This window comes from Streptomyces sp. NPDC086777 (assembly GCF_040702065.1).
GTDB lineage: Bacteria > Actinomycetota > Actinomycetes > Streptomycetales > Streptomycetaceae > Streptomyces.
The window spans coordinates 184,902-201,536 of sequence record NZ_JBFBJI010000012.1; the positions used below are offsets into that span (position 1 = coordinate 184,902).

The 16,635-nt window shown below is 74.1% G+C and carries 8 protein-coding genes; 3 read left to right on the forward strand and 5 right to left on the reverse strand.

Annotated elements, in window-relative coordinates:
• A complete protein-coding gene (locus AB0472_RS19105; protein ID WP_366357626.1) occupies positions 1-6,855 on the reverse strand; it encodes an SDR family NAD(P)-dependent oxidoreductase in 6,855 nt (2,284 codons plus the stop codon).
• Between the two features lie 1,120 nt (positions 6,856-7,975).
• Positions 7,976-9,853, reverse strand: coding sequence for an RICIN domain-containing protein (locus tag AB0472_RS19110; protein ID WP_366357627.1), 1,878 nt, complete (start codon positions 9,851-9,853; stop codon positions 7,976-7,978).
• Between the two features lie 414 nt (positions 9,854-10,267).
• Between AB0472_RS19110 and galU the strand changes: the two genes are divergently transcribed.
• Positions 10,268-11,215, forward strand: a complete 948-nt coding sequence (gene galU / locus AB0472_RS19115; protein ID WP_366357628.1) for a UTP--glucose-1-phosphate uridylyltransferase GalU — start codon at positions 10,268-10,270, stop codon at positions 11,213-11,215.
• 191 nt (positions 11,216-11,406) lie between these two features.
• Here galU and AB0472_RS19120 read toward each other — a convergent pair whose 3' ends face one another.
• On the reverse strand, positions 11,407-11,844 hold the full coding sequence (locus AB0472_RS19120) for a DUF4442 domain-containing protein (RefSeq protein ID WP_366357686.1): 438 nt from the start codon (positions 11,842-11,844) through the stop codon (positions 11,407-11,409).
• Positions 11,845-11,977: 133 nt separating this feature from the next.
• Between AB0472_RS19120 and AB0472_RS19125 the strand changes: the two genes are divergently transcribed.
• Positions 11,978-12,982, forward strand: coding sequence for a hypothetical protein (locus AB0472_RS19125; protein WP_366357629.1), 1,005 nt, complete (start codon positions 11,978-11,980; stop codon positions 12,980-12,982).
• 90 nt (positions 12,983-13,072) lie between these two features.
• A complete protein-coding gene (locus tag AB0472_RS19130) occupies positions 13,073-14,401 on the forward strand; it encodes an MFS transporter (protein ID WP_366357630.1) in 1,329 nt (442 codons plus the stop codon).
• On the opposite strand, the gene AB0472_RS19135 is transcribed toward AB0472_RS19130, so the two are convergent.
• Positions 14,363-15,208 carry a fused MFS/spermidine synthase gene (locus tag AB0472_RS19135; RefSeq protein WP_366357631.1) on the reverse strand — a complete coding sequence of 282 codons (846 nt, stop codon included), beginning with the start codon at positions 15,206-15,208 and terminating at the stop codon, positions 14,363-14,365. The two genes, AB0472_RS19130 and AB0472_RS19135, sit on opposite strands and share 39 nt — an antisense overlap.
• A gap of 244 nt (positions 15,209-15,452) precedes the next feature.
• Positions 15,453-16,622 carry an elongation factor Tu gene (gene tuf, locus AB0472_RS19140; RefSeq protein WP_366357632.1) on the reverse strand — a complete coding sequence of 390 codons (1,170 nt, stop codon included), beginning with the start codon at positions 16,620-16,622 and terminating at the stop codon, positions 15,453-15,455.
• Positions 16,623-16,635 lie beyond the last annotated feature (13 nt).

The following is a 16,635-nucleotide window of genomic DNA, read 5'->3' on the forward strand; positions in this document are numbered from 1 at the left end:
TCACCAGCCCGAGGCGGTGTAGACGACGGCCCGGACGGACTCATCGCCCCAGGCGAGTTCCCGCAGCAGCGCGGCGGTGCCCTCGTCGGGGTCGATCAGCCGGATGCCGCGGCGCGCGTACTCGCGTCCGAGTTCCGGGCTGACCATGCCGGTGTGTCCGCCGACGGGCGCCCAGGGCCCCCAGTGCACGGTCAGCGCACGGTTCCCGGTGCGCCGCGCCCAGCCGGCTCCGAGGCTCTCCAGGGCGTCGTTGGCCGCGGCGTAGTCGGCCTGGCCGCGGTTGCCGAGGACGGCGGAGACGCTGCCGAACAGGACGGCGAAACCGGGGCCGCTGGGCAGTTCCTCGAGGGCGGCGAGCAGGGTGGCCGCGCCGGTGGTCTTGGTGCCGTAGACCCGCTGGAAGGACTCCGGGGTCTTCTCGGCGATCAGCCGGTCCTCGATCACCCCGGCCGCGAAGACGACCCCGTCGAGGCGGCCGTGGTCGGCGTGGATCTCCTTGACTGCCTGGAGGGCGGCGTCGCGGTCGCGGAAGTCGACGGCGCGGTAGCGGGCCTCACTGCCGAGCGTGCCGAGTTCGTCGAGGGTGGCGGTGATCTCCCGCTGGGCGAGGATCAGTTCGGCCTGCCGGTTGATCTCGGCGGGCTTCAGACCGCCGCGGGCGGCGAGGGCAGCGCGGAGTTCGGCGGGGGTGCCGGCGGCGGCGGTGTCCGGCGCCTCGGGACCCTGCGGCGCGGGGGTCCGGCCGAGCAGTTCGATCCGGCAGCGGCAGGCGGCCGCGAGGGTGGCCGCGAACTTCGCGGTGATGCCCCGGGCGCCACCGACCAGCAGCACCACCGAATCCCGGTCGAGGCCGAGGGCCGCGGCCTCGGCGGCCCCCGCCCCCGCGGGTCCGGCACCGGTGCCGCCGAGCGCGCCGGGCGCCGCCTCGACCAGCTCCAGACCGTGCCGGCCGGTGGCCGTGCGCAGGACGACGGGAGCCGGATCCGGTGCGCGCAGTTCGGCGAGCAGCGCGTCGGCGACCGCCTCCGGTCGGGTGTCGGCGAGGGTCACCACACGGGCGACGGTGTCCGGGTACTCCCGGGCCACGGTGCGGAACAGCCCGTGCAGGCCCGCCGAGCGTGCCGCGTCGGCGTCGTCGGCGGGGCGGGCGGCCAGCAGCCAGCGCGGGCTGCGGGCCAGGGCGGCCCGCAGGACCGGGTAGGCGTCGGGCAGCACGGGGGTGTCGCTGCCGGGGAGCGCGCCCAGGTACAGCACGCCGTCGACGGCTCCGTCCGCCTCCCCGAGCAGGTGGTCCGCCGGCACGGTCACGGCCTCGGCGCCGTGCCCGGCGAGCCGTGCCGCCACCTGCGCGCCGCCCTCCCCGAGGACGAGGAACCGCCGGCCGGACAGCACGGCGGCCGGGTCGGCCGCGGCATCCGGCTCGGCCAGCGCCACGGGCCGCATCTCGAACCGCTTCGGCGCCTCGCCCGCGGGGACCTCGTCGGCTTCGGGGACCTCGTCGGCCGCTGCGGGGTGGGGCGCACTCGCCGGTGCGCCCGGCTCGGGCGGGCCGGCCGTGGGGTCCGTGGCTGCCGGTACCGTCGCCGTCTCCTGCGCGCCGGTGCCGACCCGTGCCCGCAACCAGCCGGTGACCGCCGCGGCCGTGCGCGCCTTGGCCAGCTCCTCCAGTTCGGCGTCGTCCAGGGTCTCGGCGCCGCCGGCGATCCCCAGCCGTTTGGCCAGCTCCCCCGCGATCTCGGCCCGCTTGATCGAGTCGATGCTCAGGTCGGCTTCCAGATCGAGGTCGGGCTCGATCATGTCCACCGGGTAGCCGGTGCGTTCGCTGATGATCTCCAGGACGACCCGTTCGACGTCGGCCGTCGCCTCGGGTCCGGCCGCCGGAGCGGGCACGGACCCGGGTACGGGCTCCGTCAGCTGTGGTCGCGGTGCGGCCGCTTCGGCCGACGGCAGCTGCCGGAGCACCGGGGCGGCGGGCACCTGCGCCTGGGCCGCCCCGAAGTAGGTGAGCAGTACGTCGCGCTGGGCGGCGATCATCTCCCGGCTGGTGCGCAGGAACTCGGATATCAGCACGTCGCGGTCGGCGGGGGCGCCGTGCGGCTGGTTCGTCGTCACAGTCGTCGTCTCCACGACTCGTCGGGCCGGTGCGAGGGCACCGGGCAGGAGGTCTCCGGCGGCGGTGCGCACGAGCTGTCCGTCGACCGTCCAGCCGGGCCGCTTCGGCGCCGCGGTCCGGACGGCGTCCACGGCGTCGCGGCCGCGCAGCAGCCAGGCGGTGCGTACCGGTGCGCCGGCCACGGCCAGCTGGGCGAGCGCGTCGAGCCAGCCGGGCAGTCCGCTGCCCGCTCGGGGTTCGCAGGCGACGGTGGTGTGCGGGCGGTCGCCCAGGATCTGCCCGACGAGCCGGGTGAGGACGGACCCGGGCCCGGCCTCCACGAAGACGCGGGCCCCGGCCTCGTACATCGCCTCGATCTGGGCGGCGAACGCGACGGGTGAGCCGATCTGGGCGGCGAGTTCGGCACGTACCCCGTCGGCGTCGGCCGGGTAGGGGGCCGCCGTGCGGTTGGACCACACCGGGAACTCGGGCGGTCGTACGGCCGTGTCCGCGAGGACCTCCGCGAACCGGTCGCCCGCTCCGGCCACCACCGGGCTGTGGAAGGCGCAGGCCACCGGGATCCGCTTGGCGCCGAGGCCGGCCGCGCGCAACAGCCGTACGGTCTCGGTCACTTCGTCGGTCGGGCCGGAGATGACGGTCTGCCGGGGCGAGTTGTGGTTGGCGACCACCACGGAGGCCGGGGCACCGGCGGTCCGCAGCGCCCGCTCGACGTCGTCCGCCGCGCCGGACACGGCGGCCATGGTGCCGGGTTCGTCGCCCGCGGCGGCGAGGATCGCGGCGGCACGTGCAGTGCTCAGCTCCAGCAGGGTCTCGGGATCGAGCGCACCTGCCGCGCCGAGGGCGACGAGCTCGCCGTAGCTGTGTCCGGCGGCCATGTCGGGGCGGACGCCGGCCGCCGTCAGGAAGGCGTGGGCGGCGAGGCCGGTGATACCGAGGGCGGGCTGGGCGGCCCGGGTGTCGGTGAGGGCGGTCCGACGGCGCTCGCGGCCGTCCTCGTCGAAGGCGGCGGGCGGGTAGAGGGTGTCGGCGTGGGCGCGCCCCAGCTGGAGGTAGTGCTGGAGCTCGGGAAAGGCGACGAGGAGGTCGGCGAGCATGCCGGGACGCTGGCTGCCCTGGCCGGGGAAGAGGAAGGCGACTCCGGCGTCCCCGTCCGGGGGCCCGTCGGCGAGGTGGATCCCGGCGCCGGGGTCGTGCTCCCCCGCGCGGACCCGGCGCAGCTGTGCGGCCAGCCCGGCGACGTCGGTCGCGACCACCGCGGCCCGTACCGGCTCGTGGGAGGCGTCCGCGCGGCGGGCGGCGGCGAGCGCCAGGTCGCGCAGCCGCCAGGAGCCGGTCGTGGCGGCCCGCAGGATCTCCTCGACGCCCCGGTGGGCGGCCTGCTCGTCGCGCCCCCGGAACACGAACAGTTCGGCGGGCCAGGCGTCCAGCCCCTGCTCGGGCGGTAGGGAGCTGTCGTAGGCGCCCAGCACCACGTGGAAGTTGGTGCCGCCGAAGCCGAACGCGCTCACCCCGGCCACCCGTTCGGCGGGCGGAGCCGCCCAGGGCCGGGCCTCGGTGTGGAAGGCGAACGGGCTGTCCGCTTCCTTCCAGGCGGGGTTGGGGCTGTCCAGGTGCAGGGTGGGCGGCTTGACGCCGGTGTGCAGGGCCAGGGTGGTCTTGATCAGCCCGGCGAGCCCGGCGGCACACTTGGTGTGCCCGATCTGGGACTTGACCGATCCGAGCCCGCAACCGCCGTGTGCCGCACCCGCCTCGGCGAACACCTCACTGAGGATGGTGAGTTCGGTGCGGTCGCCGACGACGGTCCCGGTGCCGTGCGCCTCCACCAGGCCGACCTGCGCCGGGGAGATCCCGGCGTTGCGGTACGCGCGGAGCAGCGCGGCGCGCTGGCCCTCGGGCCGGGGCGCGGTCAGGCCGAGGGAACGGCCGTCGCTGGACGAACCGAGCCCCTTGACCACACCGTAGATCCGGTCGCCGTCGCGCTCGGCGTCGGCCAGCCGCTTGAGGACGACGCAGGCCACGCCCTCGCCGAGGGCGATGCCGTCGGCGGAGCCGTCGAAGGCGCGGGAGCGGCCGGTCGGGGACAGGGCGTGCACGGAGGAGAAGAGGACGTAGTCGTTGATGCCGTTGTGCAGGTCGGCGCCGCCGCAGAGGACGACGTCGCTGGTGCCGGAGGTGAGCTCCTTGCAGGCGACGTCGACGGCGGCCAGCGAGGAGGCGCAGGCCGCGTCCACGGTGTAGTTGGCGCCGCCCAGGTCCAGGCGGTTCGCGATCCGGCCCGAGATGACGTTGGCGAGCATGCCGGGGAAGGAGTCCTCGGTGAGCCCGGGCAGTTGGTCCGCCAGGCCGTCGGGGACCTTGCCGTAGTAGGAAGGCAGCACGGCGCGCAGGGTGGCCGCGTTGGAGAGGTCGCTGCCTGCCTCGGCGCCGAAGACGACGGAGGTGCGCGACCGGTCGAACTCCCGTCCCTGTGAGCCGTATCCGGCGTCGTCCAGGGCGCGCCGGGCGGCCTCCAGGGCGAGCAGCTGGACGGGCTCGATGTGGCCGAGGGAGGCGGGCGGGATGCCGTAGCCCAGCGGGTCGAAGGGGATGGGCGGCAGGAAGCCGCCCCATTTCGAGGTGGTGGAGCCGTCGGCGTGGTGCACGGCCGGGTCCCAGCGCTCCACCGGCACCTCGGTCACCGCGTCGTGTCCGGCGACCACGTTCGCCCAGAAGGTGGCGAGGTCGGGGGCCCCGGGGAACATGCAGGCCATGCCGACGACCGCGATGTCGAGCGGGGCGGGGGCGACAGCATGGTCCGCCCGCGCCACCGCCGTCGTCCGCCCGGCCAGGAAGTCGGCGGCTCCGTCGGTCACGGCGTGGTGCAGGGCGGCCACGGTGGTGGTCGCCGAGCGCAGCACGGCGACCTCTCCGGCCATGAACATCCCGTCGGAGAACTGGCGTTGCTCGTCCACGGGGGTCAGCTCGCCGCCGGTCGTCCGGTCGACGCCCTTGCTGGCGATGCGCAGCCGCCCGACGTTGAGCCGTTCCAGTTCCTCCCACACCTGCCGGTCGGGCGCCCCGCCGTCCCGCAACTCCGCTTCGCGCTCGCGATAGTTGAAGGTGAACGGGCTGGGCACGCAACGGGTGGCGTGGCCGGGTGCGGTCTCCAGGAGGGCGGTCGAGACCGCCGCCACGACCTGGCGCTGGAACAGCGGCTGGATCGCGCCCCGGTCCACGGCCTCCTCGGTGAAGAGGTAGGCGGTGCCCATGAGCAGGCCGACGGCCGCGCCCCGGGCGGTGAGCGGCGCGGCGAGCGCGGCGGCCATCGCCGCGGAGCGTTCGTCGTGGAGGCCGCCCGCGAAGAACACCTGCAGGCCGTCGGCGTCGGGGAAGTCCTCCAGGACGGCGAGCTGGGCCTCCCAGAGCGGGAAGCTCGCGCGCGGTCCGACGTGACCGCCGCACTCGGAGCCCTCGAACACGAACTTCCGGGCCCCGGCCTCCAGGAACTGCCGCAGCAGCCCCGGCGAGGGCACGTGCAGGAAGGTGCTGATCCCGGCCCGCTCCAGCGCCTCGGCCTGCGCGGGCCGGCCGCCCGCGACGATCGCGTGGCTGGGCCGCAGCTCCCGTACCGCTTCGAGCTGGGCGTTCCTGAGTTCCTCGGGCGCGAAGCCCAGGACGCCGACGCCCCAGGGCCGGCCGTCGAGCGCGGCCTTCGCCTCGGTCAGCATCTCGCGGGTGCGGGCGCCGTCGGCGAGGGCGAGCGCGAGGAAGGGCAGCGCCCCGTCGTCGGCGACGGCGGCGGCGAAGGCGGCCCGGTCGCTCACCCGGGTCATGGGGCCCTGCGCGACGGGCAGCCGGGTGCCGAGGGCACGGCTCATGGCGGAGCTGCCGGGCCGCAGCGCCTCGACGGCGTCGGGGTCCACGCCGATCGCCGCCGTCAGCTCGCGTACGGTCCGCCGCACATCGCCCCAGCGCTCGGCGAACCGTGCGGCGAGGAAGCCGTCCTGGCCGACCGGGAGCAGCTGGGTGCGCAGGTCCTCGGCGCCGAGCAGCGCGGCGACCGCGGCCGGGTCGTCGGCGGGCGGGCGCACGGCGTCCGGGCCGCGGCGGTGCAGGACCCGGTGACCGGCCACGACGGCCGTCTCTGAGCCGTCCAGGGAACGCAGCGCGGCGGCCGTCGCCTCGGGGAGCCGGGAATCGGCGAGCAGGGCCAACTGGCTGTCGAGGACCACGCCGGCCGCGCCTCCTGCCACCGCGGCGGCCGCCGTGCGCGGCCCGATGCCGCCGGCCGCCCAGACCGGCACGCCCAGTTCAGGTGCGCCGAGCAGCTGCTGGAGGAGGATGAAGGTGCTCAGGTGGCCGACCCGGCCGCCGCTCTCGGCGCCCCGGGCGATCAGCCCGTGCGCTCCGGCCGTGACCGCCGCGCGTGCTTCGGCCAGGTCGGTCACCTCGGCCAGCACCCGTGTGTGCGGGGCGAGTTCGGCGATGCTCCAGGGGGCGTCGGCGGCCCGGACCACGGTGTCGGGCGCCGGGCCGAGCTCGTCCGGAGTGAGGGTGCAGCCGGCGGCGACCCGCACGCCGTACGGTCCCGGTGCCGCCCGTCTCAGGCGGGCCAGCGCCTCCCGGGTTCTTCGGTCGCCGCGGCCCAGGTCGAGCACGCCGAGTCCGCCGGCGGCGCAGACCGCTGTGGCGAGCCTGGCATCGGGTTCTCCGAAAGGGGTGATGCACATGATCAGGTCGACGGCACGCACAGGGGACGTCATGACACTCCGAATAATCGGGAGGACAGCACGGTGGGGGATGTGTGCGGCGGAAAGCTCATGGTGAGGCCACCGGAAACTAGCGAGTTCATTACTCGCGGGTCAATAACGGAGGGGACCCGTCACGTCCGGTAGTATTGATTCGGCCAGCGGGAGGAATTCACCGCAAGAGCCGAAAATCCGAGCAATCCACTGCGGATCGGCGGCCGCCGAGGACCCGGATCACTGGCGGCACACCGCCACAAGCCCGTCAAAGCGCACCGGCCATTCACCCGGCACTCACCGCGGCGCAACACCGCGTGCGGCCGCGCCGAGCTCTGTAAATTCGGGATGACTTCGGCCCGCTGGCTCGATCGTGGCACACCGGGAACCCGCGGCGAACGCCGCCGCCCAACCCCTCACCCAATCCTGACAAAAATTTGTCGTCAACCACATCGCTTCAAATGAAACACACACCGGGGAAAATTCTTGTAAACCCTTGAAGTAAGCGACCGGAAAGCCCTTGCCCGGCGGCCGTTCATTGACAGGAATTCAGCGGTGGCCGCCACCCGGTACCCGTACCGCCCGCTCCGGCTGCGGCACCGGTTCGCCCTGATGGCGGCGTTCGCGGCGGCGTGCGGCCTGGTCGCGGGCGCCCTCGCCGGCCCCGTCCTCGGAGCGGTCCCGGCCCCGTCCCTCCCCCTCGCCTTCGTCCTGGCCCTGCTGGCCGCCTGCGCGGCCTTCACCACGAAGACGCCGGCTACCTACGTCGGCCCCCTCGGCATCCCGCCGGCCACCCTGTTGCTGCTGACCGTCGGCAACTCCACCAGCGGCGCCACCATCGGCACCGACCTGTTGCCCAGCGGCGCCCGGGCCCTGTCGGAGCTGCTGCCTCCCGGCGCCGCGGTCCGCGCCATCGCCGACCTCAGCTACTTCCAGGGCTCCCACGTCCTCGCCCCACTGGCGACACTCGTCCTGTGGGCCGCGGCGTCGGCGGTCCTGCCGACCCTCCACACCGGCAGGCAGAGCCCGGCGCCGTCCTCCCTCGCCGCACCCGGCGCTCCCGCCCGGGGGCGCGGCGTCGTAGCGGCCGGCACCCCGCTCGGCCGCCGTGCAGCCGCGTTCACCCCTCCGGCCCGGCGTCTCAGCCGAGCACCCCGCCCACCGCGTTCACGACCGCCGGAACGGAGTTCAGGACGTCCGTCGTGGTCGTCGGGACGGAGTGCAGGGTGCCGCCGACCGCGTCGCCCACCGCGTCGCCGATCGAGGACGCCTCCGAGGTGACGGGTTCGTGGGGCGCGGTCGGTGTGACGGGGACGGGCGGGTGCCGGGCCGCGACCTGGGCGACGCGCGTGCGGTACGGCGCACCCGGTTCCGCGGAGTGTTCCTGCGGAACGAGTGGCGGTGCGGGTATCTCCGTCGGCCCGGCCTGCCGGGACCCGGGCGGCGCGGGGGGCGTGGCGCCCGGTGCCCCGGGCGTCCCCGCCGCAGCGCCGGTTCCGGACTCCAGCTCCCAGCGCTGGCGCACCGATCCGTTCCGCCCGGCCACGAGCACCCGTGTGCCGTCCGCGGCCAGCACGAGGTCCTTGTCCCAGCGGAGCAGGAGCTCGCCGCGCACCGTCAGGTCGTACGACACCTCCCCCGGGTGCACCAGGCAGCCGGAGACCACCACGCTGCGCGCGCCGGGATCGGCGGCCAGGCAGAGGGTGGGGTCGACCGCGCTGCGCAGCATGCCGTCGTCCTGGTACGACCACTGCTGGGACCCGGCGTCCGAACACGGGCCGAGCAGCAGTTGCGCACCGGTGCGCACCCGGCCCCCGCGCACGTCGACACAGCGCCCGGCGTCGAGGCTGCGCAGCCTGCCGTGGGCGATCTCGACGGGCTCGCCCACCGAGGCCGGGGACGGGGAGCCCGTGGACGGGGCGTCCACGGCGGGGCCGGACGTGGTCGTGCCGGCGCTGGGGGCTCCCCAGGTGGTGGTGCCGGGGCGGGGGACACCGTCGTCGGACCACCCCTTGGCCACCAGCACGGTGCCGAGGAGGGCGAGGGAGACCAGGCCAGCACCGGCCAGCAGCGCCCTGCGCCGTCCGCTCCCGGCCGCGGTGCGGTGCCGTCCGCCGGGCACCGCGGCCGCGCCCGCGGCTTCGTTCGCGGCTTCGTTCACGGCCGGCCATGCCTCGACGACCCCGCCGGGTCCGGGCCGCGAGTCGAGATAACGGCGGGCCCCCCAGCCGAGCACGGTCTCGGCGAGCAGCACCTCGAGGCCGCCGTCGAAGTGGCTGAGTTGTTCGGCGGCGTGCCGGCAGTACCGGCAGTCGGCGAGATGCCGTTGCACATCGGGGAGCAGACCGCCGCCCCGGCGAATGGGGACATCGAGGAGCCGGTTGTAGAAGCGGCATTCCTTCGACGGCGCGAGTTCCCGGTGGGCGCGCACCAATCCGGTCCTGAATTGTTCGCGGGCCTCACCGAGGGCGGTCGTCGCGGTAGCGGTGTCGACACCCAGCAGACCAGCGGGTATGTTTATGGGTTCGGCTTCGACCTCGGTATGCCAGAGGAGGCATTGCGAGGCCCCCGGAAGGGCCTGGAAAGCACGTTCGGCGAGTTGCCGTCTTTCCGGGGTGCCGGGCCTGGCGGCACTGAGTCCGCGGCCACCGGTGGTCTTGCGCAGTTCCGGTGCGACCACCGAGACGGCCTCGTCGGCGGCCCACGCACGGACGGTCTCACGTACCGCCACCAGGAGCTGCGGACGCAGGGCGCCGCCCACCGCGCCACCGGCCGCCCGGCCGAGGACCCGCTCGAAGGCCGCGCTCGCGACGAGTTGGGCGGTGGGGGTGGCGGCGGCGAGGCAGACCACGGCGTAGTCGCAGGTGGCACGCCAGTGCCGGGCCAGCAGCAGGGCGACGGCATGGTGCCTGGCCGCGGGGGCGCCGGTGAGCTGGGCGATGAGATTGCGGTCGGACTCCACCGGGGTCGAACCGGGGCGCGGGGAGTAAGGCGGGCGTGGGGGGTAGGGCGATTGCACTGAACCATTTCCTTCCGAGCCGCAGGACCGCATGCGAAATGGCGCCCTGACGGAATGCAGTGCCGATTGGTGCGTACCTTTTGGGATCCATAACGGCCGGCCTGTCGGCCGTACCGTTCCGTGGACCCTCCCGCGGGGTGGCTCACCTTTGCACACAGGCCTCACGGGAAACAAGAAGTTGAGGTGACCGAAGTTCAAAGAACTGGGAATTCAGATAAGTTACCGGCGGTATCCGCATCAGGTCCGGAATCAGCGGCCGCGCAGGTTCAACTTGTGTGCGCCGAGGGCCCGATGGCACACGAAATCTTCAACTCCCGCACAGCCGGGGTCACCCACGACGGAACGCCGGGTTCCACAGCCGTCTCCCACGTTTCTCCCGGCCCTCTCTCATCCCGGTGGGCCAGCATGTGCCGCATGATCGCCCCCCACTCCCCCGCACCCTCGTCCCGCCGGCCGGTCCGCAAGGCCGTCGTCCCGGCCGCCGGGCTCGGCACCCGGTTCCTGCCCGCCACCAAGGCGACACCGAAGGAGATGCTGCCGGTCGTCGACAAGCCGGCCATCCAGTACGTCGTCGAGGAGGCCGCCAAGGCCGGGCTCGACGACATCCTCATGGTCACCGGCCGGCACAAGCGGGCCATCGAGGACCACTTCGACAACGCCTTCGAGCTGGAGCAGGCGCTTGCCGCCAAGGGCGACACCGTGCGCCTGGACGCGGTACGCGATCCCGCCCGGCTCGCCGACATCCACCACATCCGTCAGGGCGACCCGCTCGGCCTCGGCCACGCGGTGCTGTGCGCCAGGCACCACGTGGGCGACCAGCCCTTCGCGGTGCTCCTGGGCGACGACCTGATCGACGCCCGCGAGACCCTGCTCAGCCGGATGCTGGACGTCCGCGACCGCCACCTGGGCAGTGTCGTCGCGCTGATGGAGGTCGACCCGTCACAGGTCCACCTGTACGGCTGCGCCGCCGTCGAGCCGACCGGCGAGGACGGCGTGGTCCGGGTGACCGGCCTGGTGGAGAAGCCGTCCCCGGAGAACGCGCCCAGCGCCTACGCGGTCATCGGCCGCTACGTCCTCGACCCCGAGGTGTTCGACGTCCTGGAACGGACCGCCCCCGGCCGCGGCGGTGAGATCCAGCTGACGGACGCGCTGCAGGACCTGGCCGCGGCGGGCACGGTCCACGGGGTGGTCTTCGACGGACTGCGCTACGACACCGGGGACAAGGCCGACTACCTGCGCACGGTGGTCCGGATCGCCTGCGAACGCCCCGACCTGGGGCCGGAGTTCACGGCATGGCTCAAGGAGTTCGTGGCGGGCCTGGCGGAGCCGGGGGCCGGGCACGAGGAGAGCCGCGCCGCCTGAACGACCCCCGACACCCGACGGGGTGAGGGCCTCGTGCCCCTCACCCCGTCCGGCGACCGACGCCCGGCGTCCGGCGACCGGCGACCGACGACCGACGACCGGCGACCGGCGACCGGCGACCGGCGACCGGCGACCGCATGCGACACCGACAGCAGCCAGGCACCCGCGGGCCGATGTCACCGTCCCGCCGGTCAGCCGTTGGGACGCAGCGTCCAGACGACGGTCATCTCACCGGTGACCGCCCCGTCCTCACGGGTGATGGCGACCGCGACCGGGAACTCGGGGCGCTTGCCCTCGTCGAGTTCGGCGACGACGTCCGCGATCGGGCGGCCCAGGGTCGCGGTGGCCCTGACCGGGCCGAGGGCGACCTTCCTGTAGGCGATCTCGGCGCTGACGGCGAGCGGCACGGCCCGGGAGAGCTGGTCGCCGAAGGCGGCGAGCACGATCGCGCCGCTCGCGGACTCGGCGAGGGTGAACATCGCGCCCGCGTGCGGACCGCCGATGTGGTTGTGGAAGTCGCCCTGGTCCGGCAGGGACAGCACGGCCCGCTCCGGAGTGGTCTCCAGGTACTCCAGGTTGAGGGTCCGCACCATCGGGACCGTGGCGGCGAGCATCTCGCCGATCGACATCTGGTCAGTGCTCATGACGAACATGTTACTAGCGAGTAGCACGGTCTGACCAGAGCGGTTCCGGTGATCGTCGCCATGGTGGGACCACGGCCCCCGTCCTGGATCGGACCGGGCGGCACTAGGGTTACGAGCCATGTGGCCAGAACAGCAGCCGCCAGGGGGCGAGCAGTACCCGCAGAGCAACCCGTATCAGCAACCGGGTTACCAGCAGCCGAATCCGTATCAGCAGCCCGGCTACCAGCAGTATCCGCCGCAGGGCGGATACGGGCAGCAGCCGCAGTGGGGCCCGCCCGGCCCCGCCGGCGCTCCGCAGCCACCGCAGGGCGGGGGCGGGGGCGGCGACCGCACGAAGCTGGTCGCGATCATCGCGGCGGTGGCCGTCGTGGTGGCGGCCGGGGTGACCGGGTTCCTGGTCCTCGGCAACAAGAAGGACAACAAGGCGGACACCGGCGGGAACCGGCAGGTGAGCCATTCGCCCAGCGCTCCCGCCTCGGCCTCCGCGCCGGCGGACGACGATCCGCGCGGCGGCGACAAGACCGAGAAGCCGACGGTCGCGGGCTGGAAGACCGTCGTGAACCCCAAATGGGGCACGGCCTTCGACGTACCGGCCGACTGGGAGGTCCTCACCCCGGGGACCTCCATCGGCTTCGAGGACAAGGACGGCAAGCCGATCATCACGATGTCGGCGCCCGCCCAGTACAAGTCGAAGTGGTGCACGAGCGACGACGACAAGGACGGCAGGACCGAGGACACGTCCCTGGCGGGGGTGGGCACCAAGGGCGAGAGCGGCGCGAAGTCCCCGGGCGACGCCGCCGTCACGGAGGTCCCCTGGTGGGTGTACGGCGGCTACACGTACCCGGACAAGAAGAGCATCACCTACGACAAGAAGGCCACCGCCTACACCACCGCGTCGGGTCTCAAGGGCGCCTACGCCTGGGCGCGTTCGACGAACAGCCCGCAGAAGGGCAAGTGCGCGGGCGACGGCAAGGCGATCACCTTCGGCTTCGAGAACTCGGCGGGCGACCTGGTGTCGTGGGACTTCTACGGCGCCCAGGGAGTCGCCGGCGAGGTCCCGACGTCGACGATCATGAAGATCCTCAGCACGGTCCGGCTGCACGGCACCCCGACGGGCGGCTGACCGCGGCCGGGGACCGGACACCCCGGCGGGCGGGGCCGGTGCCCGGGAATCGGATTGGCAAGGTGGGCTCCCGGCAGGGATAGTCGGTCGGTGACCTCAGCCTCCGACTCCCCCGGCCCCCCGGGTGCCCCCGGCACCGCCTCCCGCCTGCGCAGACCCGCCTGGGCGGGCCGCAACTACAGCCTGCTGACCGCGGCGACGATCGTGACGAGCCTGGGCGCCAACGGCTCCCTGATCGCCGCCGCGTTCGCGGTGCTGGACGCGGGCGGCGACGCCGGGGACGTCGGCCTGGTGGCCGCCGCCCGAACCCTCCCACTGGTGCTTTTCCTGCTCGTCGGCGGCGCCGTGGCGGACCGTTTCCCCCGCCACCGCGTGATGGTCGCGGCGAACGCCCTCAACTTCCTCTCCCAGGGCGCCTTCGCCGTCCTCGTACTCACCGGCGACCCCCGCCTGTGGCAGATGATGCTGCTCACCGCGCTGGGCGGCACCGGCCAGGCGTTCTTCAGCCCGGCGGCGGAGGGCATGCTGCTCTCCTCGGTGAGCGGCGAACAGGCGGGCCGCGCGTTCGCCGTGTTCCGGATGGCGATGCAGAGCGCCGCCCTCGGGGGCGCGGCCCTGGGCGGTGCGCTGGTGGCGGCGGTGGGCCCCGGCTGGGTACTGGCGGTGGACGCGGCGGCGTTCGCGGTCGCCGGTGCGCTGCGGTCGTTCCTCGACGTCGGTCACATCCCGCCGCGCGCCCCTGGCGAGGGGATGCTGGCCGATCTCCGGGAGGGCTGGCGGGAGTTCGCGGGCCGCCCCTGGCTGTGGGGGATCGTCGTCCAGTTCTCGATCGCGAACGCGGTGGTGGGCGCCGCCGACGCGGTCTACGGCCCGCTGGTCGCCCGCGACAGCCTGGGCGGACCGGGTCCCTGGGGGCTGGCACTGGCGGCGTTCGGCGCGGGTACGGTGGCCGGGGCCCTGCTGATGACCCGCTGGAAACCCCGACGGCTCCTGTTCGTCGGCACCCTGTGCGTCTTCCCGCTGGCGCTCCCCTCCGCGGCGCTCGCGGTACCCACCTCCGTGGGAGTCCTGAGCGTGGTGATGTTCGTGGCGGGTACGACGGTCGAGGTCTTCGGCGTCTCCTGGATGACCGCGCTGCACCAGGAGATCCCCGAGGAGAAGCTCTCCCGGGTCTCGGCCTACGACTGGTTCGGCTCCGTCTCCCTGCTGCCCCTGGCGACGGCGCTGGCGGGCCCCGCCGAGCAGGCCTTCGGCCGGGGCCCGGCGCTGTGGGGCTGCGCGGGCCTGGTCGTGGCCGTCACCGCCGCGGTGCTCCTCGTCCCGGACGTACGCGACCTCACCCGCCGCACGGTCCCGGTCACCGCCCGGCCGTCGGCCGCCTCAGCCGATCCCGAACGTGCCGCCGGGGGGCTCGGGTGACGGTACGGCGTCCGCGTCCCCGACCGGCCGGGCCGCACCGACGAACTCCCGCAGCGCGGACCCGTGTTCGACCCGCGCGGGAAAGGCGTCGGCGGCCGTGCGACGGGCCAGCGCGCCGGCGTCGACCGGCCGGTGCGAGGCGATGAGCACCGCGTTCCCGAACCGCCGCCCGCGCAGCACCCCCGGCTCGGCGATGAGCGCCAGCTCCTCGAAGACGGTGGCGAACGTGGCGAGCTGGGAGCGCAGGAAGCCGAAGGGCGCGGAGTCCGCGAGGTTCGCGAGGTAGACCCCGTCGCCGCGCAGCACCCGCTCGGCCTCCCTCGCGTACCCCAGCGAGGTCAGATGCGCGGGAATCCGGGACCCGCCGAAGACGTCGGCGACGATCACGTCCGCGGAGTCCCCGGGCGCCGCCTCCAGCCAGCCCCGCGCGTCGGCGGCGTGCAGGGCGATCCCGGTGCCGTCCGCCAGCGGCAGGTGCTCGGTGACCAGTTCCAGCAGTTCCCGGTCGGCGTCCACGACATCCTGCCGGGACCCGGGCCGGGTGGCCGCCAGGTACCGGGGAAGCGTGCAGGCACCGCCACCGAGATGCAGCACGTCCAGCGGCACACCGGCCTCCGCCACGGCGTCCAGCACATACCCGAGCCGCCGGGCGTACTCGAACTCGAGATGCGTCGGCTCGTCGAGATCCACGTACGACTGCGGCGCCCCGTCGACGGTCAGCAACCAGGCCCGCTCCCGGTCGACGTCGGGCATCAGTTTGACGGTCCCGTGCCCGGTGACCCGGACGACGGGTATCGATTCGTTCACTTCACCATTGTGCGACGCCGATGCCGGCCAGGGGCCGCGGCGCCGTATCCACGTGCGGCTCCGCCGCGCGGGCGCGACCGGCGGCACGCACGCCCGCTCTCCGGCGAACGGTCACCCGAACGCGCCGAAAGGGGCGCTGGGGGTACCCCCGGCCGAAGGCTGGGGGAGGAACTGCGCGACCGGCCGCCACCGGCCCGCAGTCCCCCACACACCGCAACCTCACTCCACGGAGGTACACGGCCCCTCACACCACGGAGGTCACGGTCCCCGCCCCCACGGTCCGGCCGCCCTCACGGATGGCGAACCCCAGCCCCGCCTCCAGCGGGACGTCCCGCCCCAGCTCCACGGTCATCTCCACCGTTTCCCCGGGCCGGGCGACCGCCGTCTCGCCGAGGTCGACGTCCCCGACCACATCCGCCGTACGGATGTAGAACTGCGGCCGGTACCCCGTCGAGACGGGAGTCGTACGCCCCCCTTCGCGCCCTGACAGGACGTAGACCCGCGCCGAGAACCGCCGGGCCGGCACCACGCTCCCCGGCGCCGCGACCACGTGCCCCCGCCGCACCGCGTCCCGGGGCACGCCCCGCAGCAGCAGCGCCACGTTGTCCCCGGCCTGCGCCTCGTCCATCGGCTTCCCGAAGGTCTCCAGGCCGGTGACGACCGTCTCGACGTCCGCGCCGAGCACCTCGACCCGGTCCCCGACCCGTACGGTCCCCCGCTCGACCGCGCCGGTCACGACGGTCCCGCGTCCGGTGATGGTGAGCACGTTCTCCACCGGCAGCAGGAACGGCGCGTCCAGATACCGCTCGGGCATCGGCACGTACGTGTCCACCGCGTCGAGCAGCGCCTCGACGGACGCCGTCCACCGCGGGTCGCCCTCCAGCGCCTTGAGCCCGGAGACCCGTACGACGGGCACGGAGTCGCCGCCGTAGCCGTGCGCGCTGAGGAGCTCGCGGACCTCCAGCTCGACGAGCTCGACCAGCTCCTCGTCGGCCGAGTCCGCCTTGTTCAGCGCGACCACCACGTGGTCGACGCCCACCTGCCGGGCGAGCAGCACGTGTTCGGCGGTCTGCGGCATGATCCCGTCGAGCGCCGAGACCACGAGGATCGCGCCGTCCAGCTGCGCGGCCCCGGTGACCATGTTCTTGACGTAGTCGGCGTGGCCCGGCATGTCCACATGGGCGTAGTGCCGGGTGTCCGTCTCGTACTCGACGTGCGCGATGTTGATGGTGATGCCGCGGGCGGCCTCCTCGGGGGCCCGGTCGATGCGGTCGAACGGCACGAACGTGCCGGTGCCGCGCTCGGCGAGGACCTTGGTGATGGCGGCGGTCAGGGTGGTCTTGCCGTGGTCGACGTGGCCCATCGTGCCGATGTTGAGATGCGGTTTGGTGCGGACGTATGCCGTCTTGGGCATGGCTGTACCTCGA